Annotated in this window: 9 protein-coding genes; 3 read left to right on the top strand and 6 right to left on the bottom strand. The window is 67.1% G+C overall.

The window, feature by feature from the left end; translation table 11 throughout:
* Positions 1–785, bottom strand: a 785-nt coding sequence (locus FJY88_08825) for a hypothetical protein (protein ID MBM3287436.1), incomplete at its 3' end; no start/stop codon positions are given.
* A gap of 163 nt (positions 786–948) precedes the next feature.
* On the opposite strand from FJY88_08825, the gene FJY88_08820 reads away from it, so the two are divergent.
* The 3 genes from FJY88_08820 to FJY88_08810 are packed head-to-tail and all read left to right on the top strand — an operon-like array spanning position 949 to position 3,099.
* Complete coding sequence (locus FJY88_08820) at positions 949–1,803, top strand: ferredoxin--NADP reductase (GenBank protein ID MBM3287435.1); 855 nt, start codon at positions 949–951, stop codon at positions 1,801–1,803.
* A gap of 18 nt (positions 1,804–1,821) precedes the next feature.
* Complete coding sequence (locus FJY88_08815) at positions 1,822–2,784, top strand: SAM-dependent chlorinase/fluorinase (protein MBM3287434.1); 963 nt, start codon at positions 1,822–1,824, stop codon at positions 2,782–2,784.
* Positions 2,785–2,829: 45 nt separating this feature from the next.
* Complete coding sequence (locus FJY88_08810) at positions 2,830–3,099, top strand: hypothetical protein (GenBank protein ID MBM3287433.1); 270 nt, start codon at positions 2,830–2,832, stop codon at positions 3,097–3,099.
* 552 nt (positions 3,100–3,651) lie between these two features.
* Here FJY88_08810 and FJY88_08805 read toward each other — a convergent pair.
* The 5 genes from FJY88_08805 to FJY88_08785 all read right to left on the bottom strand — a co-directional run bounded on the left by FJY88_08805 (position 3,652) and on the right by FJY88_08785 (position 10,542).
* Positions 3,652–4,602: an SPFH/Band 7/PHB domain protein gene (locus FJY88_08805; GenBank protein ID MBM3287432.1), complete on the bottom strand. Its 951-nt coding sequence runs from the start codon at positions 4,600–4,602 to the stop codon at positions 3,652–3,654.
* Positions 4,599–5,078, bottom strand: coding sequence for an NfeD family protein (locus FJY88_08800; protein ID MBM3287431.1), 480 nt, complete (start codon positions 5,076–5,078; stop codon positions 4,599–4,601). The genes FJY88_08805 and FJY88_08800 overlap by 4 nt, the downstream gene beginning before the upstream one ends.
* A 92-nt stretch (positions 5,079–5,170) precedes the next feature.
* Positions 5,171–7,423 (bottom strand): tetratricopeptide repeat protein, encoded by a 2,253-nt coding sequence (locus tag FJY88_08795; protein MBM3287430.1) that lies wholly within the window; start codon positions 7,421–7,423, stop codon positions 5,171–5,173.
* Positions 7,424–7,441: 18 nt separating this feature from the next.
* A complete protein-coding gene (locus tag FJY88_08790; protein ID MBM3287429.1) occupies positions 7,442–8,092 on the bottom strand; it encodes a hypothetical protein in 651 nt (216 codons plus the stop codon).
* 368 nt (positions 8,093–8,460) lie between these two features.
* Positions 8,461–10,542 (bottom strand): tetratricopeptide repeat protein, encoded by a 2,082-nt coding sequence (locus FJY88_08785; GenBank protein ID MBM3287428.1) that lies wholly within the window; start codon positions 10,540–10,542, stop codon positions 8,461–8,463.
* Positions 10,543–10,692 lie beyond the last annotated feature (150 nt).

The raw sequence follows: 10,692 nt of genomic DNA, 5'->3' as shown, positions 1-10,692 counted from the left end.
CCGGGGGGCGGGGGCGGCGGCACGAGGGGCAGGAGGCCGGCGAGTGCGCCGTCGAGGCAGAGCGTGATCGTCATCGACGCTCCCGCCTCCGCGATGCGCTGGAGGGTCTCCGCCTCCAGGGACGTGAAGCTGAGGAAGCCGTCGACGATGACGGGCCGTCCCGCCCACTGGATCGGGTCGCGCCGGATCCGCTCGGGAAGTTCGAGAAGCGCGAGATCGGGGTCCTGCAGGTTCCTCTCGACAAGAGTCTTCTCGTAGAGGCGCCGGAGCGAAGAGAGGGCGGAGAGCTTCCTCTGGAGGTCCTGCGGAATCGAGCCAGTCGCTCCGATGCGCTCGATGTCGGCATCAGCGAAGGAACCCGCCTCGAAGCGAAGGTCCCGGATCACGCCGATCATGGCGTCGATAAAGCCCTGGCGATCGAGCAGCGGCTCGAAGGGGGAGCGCAGGGCCGGGGCGAGCGAGTCGAGCAGGGATCGCAGGAGGATCCTCCGCCCGGCCCTGTCGAGCGCGCGCGGGGCCCCGCCTTCGCCTCCAATGTCCAGGATGGCCGCGAGGCGGCGGAAGGAAAGGGCGCGAACGTGCCGGATCGCCGCGGGCAGGGGCGGCTCGAGCATCTGCCGGTCAGCCAGATAGGTCGATTGCTCGGGCACCAGATAGAACGCTTCGCGCCCGGCCCCCTCATGGGCGCAAAGTCCCTCGAGGCAGGATGAGGACTTGCCGCTGCCTGCGGGACCGATCAGGAAGCGGATTGCGCCTCCCGCGCTCTTGTCGTTCGTGGATTTCATCGGCGCATGCGATCGTCCGGTCCGGTTCGGCCCCTTCTCAATAGCGAGCGGCGCGCCGCGAGGCCCGGTGCCTCCAAACCGAGCCGGGCCGGGCGGATGCGCCAGGAGAGCTTCGCAGATGCGCTCGCTACGGTCCAGACTATCCCCGCGGTCTTGACGCTGGATGCCCGGCGCGAGACGATCCGGGGGAGTCGTTCGAGGGGGTCCAATGCCCGAGCTGGAGTACAACGCCACCGCCACGAAGAAGACCGACATCGGGTCGTGGCTCACGATCCTGCGCGTCACGCCGGATGATCCATCCTTCGGTTTCACGGCGGGGCAGTACACGGTCCTGGGCCTCAAGCAGGGAGAGCCGCGGGTGACCGAGGCGGATCCGGAGGCCTCGCCCGGCGACGCCGGACAGATGATCCGGCGGGCCTACTCGATCGCCTCCTCGAGCCGCGTCGGCGAGTACCTGGAGTTCTACATCAGCCTCGTGCCCAGCGGCGAGCTGACGCCCCGCCTCTTCGCCCTTCCTGCCGGCGCGCGGATCTACGTCGGCACGAAGGCCACCGGGGTCTTCACGCTCGCGCGTGTTCCGCCGGACCGCCACGTTCTTCTTGCGGCGACCGGGACAGGGCTCGCTCCCTACGTGAGCATGCTGCGCTCGGAGCTTGTCTGCGGCGGAACGCGGCGCTTCGTCGTCCTGCACGGAGCCCGCCGCTCCCCCGACCTCGGCTACAGGGCGGAGCTCTCGGCGCTCGCCCTGCGCTGTCCGAACTTCACCTACATCCCTGTGGTCTCCCGCGCGGCTGACGATCCATCCTGGAAGGGCCCCACGGGCTACCTTCAGGAGATCCTCTTCTCCGATCTCATCGAGCGGGAGACGGGCCTCTCGCTCTCGCCCGAGCGCTACCACGTCTTCCTTTGCGGCAATCCGGCGATGATCGATGAGGCGATCCGTCGTCTCATCGAGCGCCGATTCGAGAAGGACTCGCCCGGGCGCATCGGCACGATCCACGTGGAGGAGTACTGGTAGGCCCGGAGGGAGCGAGACATGGCATATCGAATCCTGGGCCGGACTGAACCCGGCGAGCGCGTCATCCCGTCCGCCGCGCGCGCGGCGATCCGCCTCAAGCTTCTCCTCATCCTCCTCCTCGGCGGGAGGGAAGCGATCTCTCAGCCCCCGCCGGTCGGCACTTGCTGGAGGCCTCCGAACGGGATCGTCGCCCTGCTCACCGACTATGGTGAGCAGGACTTCTACATCGGCGCGCTGAAGGGAGCGATCCTGACGTCCTGCCAGACGGCCAATATCATCGACCTCACGCACCAGATCCCGGAGTACGACGTCAGGCGTGCGGCCTATGCCCTCTGGGATGCCGCGCGGGAGTTCCCGGACGGCACTGTCTTCGTCGCCATCGTCGATCCCGGGGTCGGCACGACCCGCCGTCCCCTGGTCCTCCAGAGCGCGAAAGGGAACTGGTTCGTGGGCCCAGACAACGGGATCTTCACGGTCGTCGAGCGCGAGATGGGCCCGAGCGCCTATCGCGAGATCACGAATCGCGACTGGATGAGGAGCGGCCCGATCTCGGCGACTTTCCACGGAAGGGACATCTTCGGACCCGCCGCGGGGAACCTCGTCTGCGGCGATCCGTTCTCCGACGCGGGACCGGTCGTCAAGGACCCGGTGCGCCTGGAGCTGCCGATCGCGAGAGTCGAGGGCGATCGGCTGATCGGCGAGGTCCTCTTCGCGGACCGCTACGGAAACCTGCAGACGAACATCCCCGCCGGCCACCTCGACTCGCTGGGAATCGCGCTCGGAGAGACCCTCCGGGTCGCCGTCGCGGAGCGGAGCGAGACGGCTCCCTTCGTCCGCGCCTATGGGGATGTTCCGGTGGGCGCGATCCTCGTCTTCGCCGCGTCGACGGACCGGATCGAGATCGCTCTGAATCAGGCGAGCGCGGCCGACTTCTTCGGCGCCGGCGGGCGATCGCCGGTGATCCTTCGCAGGGGAGACTGAGTCGGCTGTCCTGATCGACGGGCCGACGCGCCATCCGAGCAGGTCATGAATGATGGACCCGGAGACAGGAGGGAGCTTGGGTCGCCCCGCAGCGACGAGCGGCCAGACGCGGAGATCCAGCGCGCGGCGGACCGAGTCTGCGCCCTGATCCTCTACAGCGATCTGCCTCTCATCGACATCCAGATCGCCGCGAGCGACGTCAGGCGTCTCTGCAAGAGGCTGATGCCCGAACGCGCCTACCTCTACGACTGGATCTACGCGCCCCGGTTCAAGCGCCTCTGGGAGCAGTGGCGCTCCGGCGAGCACTGGGTATAGGGGACCGCGAATGAGACAGGATCGTCCTGCGATTCCGCGGCGCCCTGTGTGTCGCGCTGGGCCCCGCTTCGCTCGCTGAGCGACAGGCCGCGAGCTCAGCGGGCCAGCGGCGCTCCACCGTGAGCGTCCCGGGACCCCGCCGGATCCCTTCGCCCCGCTATGTTCGCGTTCGCGGCGCGGGGCTTCGGGAACCGGCGGGATCCCGACAATCAAGCCGCACGGAGAGTGCCCGACTGAGCCGGCGCCCTGTCACTCAGCCGGCGAAGCGGGCGCTCTCCGTGCGGGCGCGGGGTGTGAGCGGCCGCGAGCTCAGCGGGCCAGCAGCGCTCCACCTGGAGCGTCCCGGGACCCCGCCGGATCCCTTCGCCCCGCTATGTTCGCGTTCGCGGCGCGGGGCTTCGGGAACCGGCGGGATCCCGACAATCAAGCCGCACGGAGAGTGCCCGACTGAGCCGGCGCCCTGTCACTCAGCCGGCGAAGCGGGCGCTCTCCGTGCGGGCGCCTGCGGGCGCCTGCGGGCGCGTGCGGCGCGAGGGCGCCTGTCTTTCGCCGTCAGACACGTCCGGGGTGAGGCGCGGACGATCCCGGGCCGGCGCCCGCGGAGCCTCCTCCTCCCTGTCCCTTCCTCATGGGAATGAGCGCCGGGGAGGTCTGCGAATCCAGGCCGAGGACCGTGACCAGATCGGCGTTGCCGGGAATCACATACTTCACGTTCTGGCCGAGCGTCTCGCGCAGGACATCGAGCTGCTTCGAGAGCGCCGCTCGATCGTGGAAGAACTTCTCCGCGGCGGTCGCCACCATCTCGATCGCCTTCGCTTCGGCGGAAGCGCGCGTGAGCTTGGCCTGCGCGTCCCCCTCCGCCCTCAAGATCTCACCCGTCTTGAAACCCTCGGCCTTCAGGATCTCGCTCTGGCGCATCCCCTCCGACTCGAGAATCACGGCGCGCTTGTCGCGCTCGGCCTTCATCTGACGGCTCATCGCCTCTGTGATGTCGACGGGCGGATCGATCTTCTGGACCTCGACGCGCGTGACCTTGACCCCCCAGCTATTTGTCGCCTCGTCCAGCACCGTGCGCAGGTTGGTGTTGATCATGTCGCGCGCCACCAGGGTCTCATCGAGGCTCTTGTCTCCGATCAGGTTCCTCAGGTTCGTCTGGGCCAGCGTCGTTGCGGCGAGGGCGAAGTTCTGCACCTCGAACTTCGCCCGGACGGGGTCGATCACTCGGTAGTAGATCACGGCGTCCACGATGACAGTGACGTTGTCGCGGGTGATGACCTTCTGCGGATCGACGTTGATCACCTGCTCGCGCATGTCGACCTTGAGCAGCTCGTCGACCAGGGGGGTGAGGAACGTCAGTCCCGAGCCGACCGTCGCGTGGTACTTGCCCAGCCGCAGGATCAGTCCCTTCTCGTACTGCGCCACGATGCGCGCGCTTCTCGCGAGGATGATCAGCAGGATGAAGGCGAAGAAGGCGATGATGATGATCGATCCACTCTGGCTCATGGACTCACACCTCCGGTCGAATCCCCCGCTCCGGCGGGGGCGACGTAGACGGTCACGCCGTCGATCCGCGACACGCGCACCCTGCGGCCGCTCTCGATCTCCCCCACGCTCTCGTCCGCCAGGCGGGCGAGCCACTCCTCTCCCTCTGATCGGACGCGGCCGGGATGGTCGGCGCCGATCGGCTCGATCACGATGGCGATCCTGTTCATCAACGCGTCCGTGTTGGAGGGAATGGAAGGCCGGCGCAGCCGGCTACGGATCTTCTTGCGGCCCAGCAGGACGTAGAGGAGCGAGAGAACCCCCGCGGCGGCAAGCCCCACCAGTCCGTTGCCGGTGACGACCCCGAGCAGGCCGCCCAGCAGGACCGCGGAGCCCAAGAGAAGGAAGTCGAAGCCTGCGACCGCCCCCAGCACGACCTCGATCAGGATCATGATCGCGCCGGCGACGATCAGGATCCAGTTGAGCGGATTGGCCATGGGTACCTCCCAGGGTGGATCAGCGCTCCACCAGCCTAGAATCCGTCGCCAGCCGGGTCAAGAAGAGCGATCGCATCCCGAAGTCGGGCGGATCAGCGAAGAGTCGAGAGGATCTCGAGGAAGCGCGGCTCGGCTCGGATGGATTCCAGATCGGGGTCGGTCTCCAGGAGATCGCGGCGGGTGAATCCCTTGCGCAGGGCGACGTCGATCTCCCCGAGGGCCTTCTGCCCGTCCCCCTTGCTTGCGAGCAGGCAGGCGAGATTGTAGTGCGCCCATGCGTCGGTCGTTCCCGAGGAGACCGCGGTCTCGAGGTTCTGCAACGCCGCGTCGCGCTGCCCGATCTGGATCTGCGCGTAGGCGAGCTCGACGCGCGCGTCGACGCGGCCCGGATCCAGCTCCAGGGCGCGCTGATAGGCGATGATCGCGTGCGTGGCCCTCCCCTCGATCATGAGCGTGTGTCCCAGCCAGTACTCGGGCTCCGGATCCCCTTCCCGAGTCATCCGCGCCTGGTTGAAGTGCATGTAGGCGTCCCGGAAGAGGCCCAGCTCGGCGAGAATCTTCCCCTGCTCCACCTTGGCAGCCGTGTTCTCCGGGTGGCTCTCGATCTCCACTTCATGACGGTGCAGCGTAGATGCGTATTGCTCGAAGAGCCTCCACCGCGTCCCCGGAGAGGCCCCGACCGATCTTGCCAGCGCGTAGGTCTGAGCCGCCTCGTTGTACTTCTTCGCCGCGATCTGAATCGCGCCGAGCCGCCACAGGCGATCCGACTCGAACATGGGCGAGGCGGAGGCTTTCTGCAGATGCTCGATCGCGGCATCATAGCGGCGGAAGAAGATCATGTGCTCCACGAAGAGGGCTTGAGCCTCGTAGAAGTCCGGCCGCGCCGCCAGGAGCGAATCGAGAAGAAACGCCGCGGGCTTCTCCCTCTGGCTGTAGAGAGCGAACAGGGCGCGCTCGATCTGGAGCAGCCCGTTTTCCGGGAAGGCCCGCGCGAGGGAGACGACGCTCGCCTCCGACCGGGCTCCTTCCCCATCAGCGGCCACGCCACGCGCGTCGAGAAGCCCCCGGATCTCCCGATTCTCCGCCGCGAAGAGGCTGTCCCGATCGACCGGCGATCCGGATGGGGGCAGGGCATGCGGATACCGCCTCCGCAACGCCTCGAGCAGCAGGCGGGCCTCGTCGTCTCGCCGCTCCCGAGTCGCGCCTCTCCGGATCTCGCGCAGCGCGGATCTACCGCCGTAGGAGAGAAGCGCCAGGGAGGATCCGCGCGCCGCGACTCGAGGTCCCCAACCCGTTGTCCGCCCGGGATGGGCTTCATGGAAGAGGACTCGATCCGGAAGTCGCCCGCCGCGGAGCGCGGGCACGAGGGAGATCCCGTCCAGCCCCTTCGGCGCGCTCCCCTTCGCGATCTCGACCAGGGTGGGGAGCAAGTCGATCGTCGAGACCCAGGACGAGACGGCCGGGCGATCCGACGGGCCAAGGGCCCTCCCGGGCCAGTTGAAGATCCACGGGACGCGGATCGACTCCTCGCTGAGAGTCAGGCCGTGACCGGTGAGAGCCGGCCGCTCGGGATCTTCTCCCGACCCAGTCCAGCCCGGGACCGCTTCGCCTGTGGTGCCCATGGACACGATGAGCGTTCCATCCTCCAGGCCAAGACGCCCCAGGCCCGCGCGCAAACGCCCGATCTCGGCGTCGAGCTTCGTGATCTTCTCGAGGTAGGCGGTCGAGTCCGCCGACCCGCTCCCCAGGTGGCGATCCCAGGAGGGGTGCTCGATGGCTGTCGTGAAGGCGACCCAGAGGAAGGATCTGCCCTGCTCTTGGGCGCCGAGGGCTGCAAGGACGCTGTCGACCCTTGCGCCGTCCGAGAAGCCGGGTGAGAGCTGGCGAAAGTCATCGAACCCCTGGCCGATACCGCTCCGCGAGTGGCAGAGATAGTCGGCGGGGAATGCGACCGTGCGCCACCCCATCGCCCTGAGGATCTCCGCCAGCGTCTCGACTCCCTGGCTCAGGGGGGCCGAGTAGTCATCGATGACTCCGCTGCCGCCTGGATAGAGCCCCGTCATGGCAGATGCGATGGCGGGAAAGGACTGAGGCGATGGCGCGGTGGCCCCGTCGAGGACGATGCCAGTCCGGGCCAGGCTACTGAGATTGGGACAGGACTCGGGATGCGAGAGGATGTCCGCGCGGGCGCCGTCGAGCGTGATGAGGAGGATACGGACGGGAGGTGGCTCCGTCTCGGCCGCAAGACTTTCAGGAATCCCAACGCCCGCGGCTAGACAGAGCAGGATGAGAAAAACAGGCACGAGGCCCGAAGGCCTCGTGCCCCATCGCCATGTCAGGCGCATCGATTCGATGAACCTAGGCTACTTGTAGAGCCCCTTCACGGCGCCCCAAGTCGTGCTCTCCGTCGCGATCGGCGGGGGGCACTCGCCCACGATGACGCCAAGGAGGAAGTCCAGCGGAATACCGCCAGCGGTGATCGTGAAGCACGTGGGCGGAACCGCGTACGGATCGACGAGCGCGCCGCACCCATCGATCGGGTCGGTGTAGTCGAACATGATGTCCGGATAGCAGTCATTCGGAGCCGCGCAGCTCAGCGGCTCGATGCCGATGAAGATCGGACCCGCGGCATGCCAACCGAAGTCGCAGAGATAGACGATCTCCTCGATCGGGGCGCCGGCGGCGTCGGCAGCCTGAAGCATGGGCGACTGGAAGAGCGGCGTGCAGGTCGTCCAGTCGAAGACCCAGATGTAGTAGTTGTACGGACCGGGGAAGCCATAACCGTAGTGGTAGAAGTCCAGATAGGACAGGCAGTCCCGCGGGCCGACATCGAGGGCGTTCCCCCAGGCAATGAGCGGATCCTGGTAGAACGCGCTGTCAATGTACTCGAAGTTGCAGTAGATGCCGATTCTCGATCCCTCAGGCAGCTGCTGATGAATAGGCGTCTTGACCTCAGCAGCCTGAGCGAGACCGACCACTGCGATGGCCAGAAGCCCAAGCAATACCAAACGCATCTGCGATGCTCCTTTCCCCGTTGGGTCGATCGCCCCCGTCATCCCTGCACGACAACTTGCGGACGACAACCCACCTGTTGCCCATCGCGAGAAGGTAAGACCCTCAACGACGGTGAACCGGATGTCTGGTCATGCCTTCCATCCATCCTTCGGTTATTGAGTATAGCAGCGTCACAACGGACTGGTCAAGGGCCGAATATTATTGCCGCAAAATGGATTGGCGGCGCGCTCATCCCCCGGCCGAACGAGCCCGGCCGGCTCTCGAGCCGGGACCGCGCCTCGCAAGGAGTCTATAATCCGTTGTATGAAAACCATTTACTCGACACCCAATTCCGCCCATTGTTCGGGTTTCCGTCGGGGTGTCTCTCCTAGGATGGGGAACCGGTGCCGCGCCGGAACGGCCTCCCCCCTTGGTAGAGGGCCAGGCGTGCGGCGAGATCGTCGAGATCTCCCCTCGGCGGATCGGCCGAGCGGGCCCTCCTGATCGCCTCGCCTTGCCAGCGGGCGGCGTCTTCGAAGCGGCCGCTCTCGGCGCACGCCGCGGCCAGGGTGTCGAGGAGGGAGGGATCCTGAAATCCCGTCTCGGCGCAGAAGGCCTCCGCCAGAGCGACGGCCTGCCGGCCGTCGCGGATCGCATCGATCGGGCTCGTCGCCAGCAGCCACGCCAGGCCGTTTCGGGCGCCGATGTGGGCGGGCCGCAGGGAGACGGCGGAGCGATAGTGCCGCAGCGCCGCCTCATCCCGCCCGAGGGATGCGAGGAGGTGCGCGGCGAAGAGGCGCGCGTCGAAGAGATCCGGCCGGATCTGAAGAGCCCGCTCGTACGACTCGACCGCCTCGACCCGCTGTCCCTGCTCCGCCAGCAGCCTTCCCTGGTTCGCGTAGGCCTCGGCGTAGGCCGGCTTCAGGCGGATCGCTTCCTTGTAGTGGCTCATCGCATCCTCGGGCCGGCCGAGAAGGGCGAGGGAGTTGCCGAGATTGCAGTGCGCGATCGCGTTGTTCGGCCGCAGGGCGATCGACTTCTCGAACAAGGGGATCGACTCCGCGAGCCTGCCGACGCGCACGAGCGCCATCCCGAGATTCCGGTGCGTTCTCCAGTTGTCGGGTCGCAGGATCGCTTCCCTGCGGCAGAAGCTCACCTCGTCGTGATAGTCGCGGTTGCGGGCATGGGTGTGCGCGCCGAGAAGCGCCCCCGACCCTAGAACGAGGCAGATCCCCAGTCCCCAGCCCAGCGATCGCGACGATCCCCGGCCCAGGCGCCGGAGAACGGCTCCACCGGCCGCGTAGGCTCCGAGGACCGCGAGCGTGATGACCGCCGCGAGCGGAAGGTACATTCGATGCTCGAAGCAAAGATCCTGGATCGGGATGATGCTGGATGTCGGCGCGAGGATCGCGAAGAACCAGACGCCGATGAATCCAAGGGCCGGCCGCCGCCTGAGGGCCTGGAGCGTCGCCAGAAGAAGAACGAGGATCGCGGCCGCCGGCAGAGCGATCTCGCTCGCCGAGCGCGCCACCTTCCATCCATAGTCGAGGACCAGCGGGTGGGGCCAGAAGGAGAGCCGGAGATAGTGGAGGATGACGCCGAACTGGCTGCGCGCGTACTCCATGGGCCCAAGGCCGGCCATGTCGAAGCCGGTCGTGCCGCCCCGGGGCGCGCTGGCGATGATGACGAGGAGGATCGACCAGGTCGCCGCGAGCCCCGCATGGAACCACCCGCGTTTCCTCACGACCTCGCGGAACGACGAGGAGAGAAAGATCCGATCGTAGAGGAAGGCGATGATCGGGGCCGTGATCATCACCTCCTTGGTCAGCATGCCCAGGGCGCAGGAGATGACTCCCGCCACGAGCCATGCCCGGCGGGGGCGCGCGCCGGCGGCCGTCGTTCCTCGGATCAGCCCGTAGATCGTGAGCAGATAGAAGAAGCCGACCATCGCCTCGGCCCGCTGGACGATGTAGGTCACCGATTCCGTCTGCAGCGGATGGATCGTCCAGAGGAAGGCTGCGGCTGCAGAGAGAGGCACAGCCCTGCGCGAGAAGCGATGGCGCCCGGGCCCCAGCGACAGCGTCCTTCGCAGGATCTCGAAGAGAAGCAGTCCGGCCAGGAGATGCGCCGCCAGATTGAAGAGGTGATAGCTCCACACATCGAGGCCGCTGATTGCGTAATTGAAGGCGAGGGTGACCGCGACCAGCGGGCGTCCGGCGATCGGCTGATCCGGCGGGGCATTCACGACCCGGGCAAGAGGCCACAGGTCGCGGATGTTCTGGTTCTCGACAATCGAGACATGATCGTCGAAGAAGAAGCCGCCGCTCAGGGAGTTCGAGTAAGCGAGTATCCCTCCCGCAAGAACGAGGAGGATCCCGAGCAGGACGAGCGTCCTCTCGGTCGAACGCTGCCCGGAGAGCGGGCCCCCGGAGTCGGGCCTCCTGTGCGGCGTCCCCTGCGCAGAGCGCATGCGGGAAGCATAGCATAGGACGCCGCCTGAACTCCGACGGATGACAAGCGATCCCCGAGAATGCAGAATCGGCGGAGAAGAAGGAGGGAAGCGACGTGGATGCCGGGAGGAGGCGAGGGAAGCGATCGGGAACCGGTGTGAGATCTCGAG

Source organism: Candidatus Eisenbacteria bacterium (genome assembly GCA_016867495.1).
Classification (GTDB): Bacteria; Eisenbacteria; RBG-16-71-46; order CAIMUX01; family VGJL01; genus VGJL01.
The sequence above is the reverse complement of the archived record's forward strand: the minus strand, read 5'-3'. Positions and strand labels throughout refer to the sequence as shown.